The sequence below is a fragment of the Pseudoalteromonas aliena genome (assembly GCF_038155085.1).
Lineage (GTDB): Bacteria > Pseudomonadota > Gammaproteobacteria > Enterobacterales > Alteromonadaceae > Pseudoalteromonas > Pseudoalteromonas aliena_A.
On the sequence record NZ_JBAKAU010000298.1, the window covers coordinates 1 to 208 of the forward strand.

Annotated in this window: 1 protein-coding gene; it reads right to left on the minus strand. The window is 45.7% G+C overall.

From position 1 onward, the window contains the following. The coding region (locus V6260_RS19480; RefSeq protein ID WP_341595641.1) for a hypothetical protein at positions 1 to 208 on the minus strand (208 nt) is incomplete at both ends.

A 208-nucleotide genomic window follows, 5' to 3' on the forward strand; every position in this document is an offset into this window, starting at 1 on the left:
GCTACCTTCGTAATAAAGCACAGTCCCTATACCAAACTTAGCGTGTAGTACGAGATGGCCTAAGTTAAATCCGCTTTCTTCAAATACAGCATGGATTACTGAGGCACTAAAACGCCCTGCAGCTCGCGGGCGCGACACTTGCGTTTTAATACGAATTTCTTCTACGCAGTCTACTGGTATTTCACGTAAAAAGCGTGAAGGACTGTGG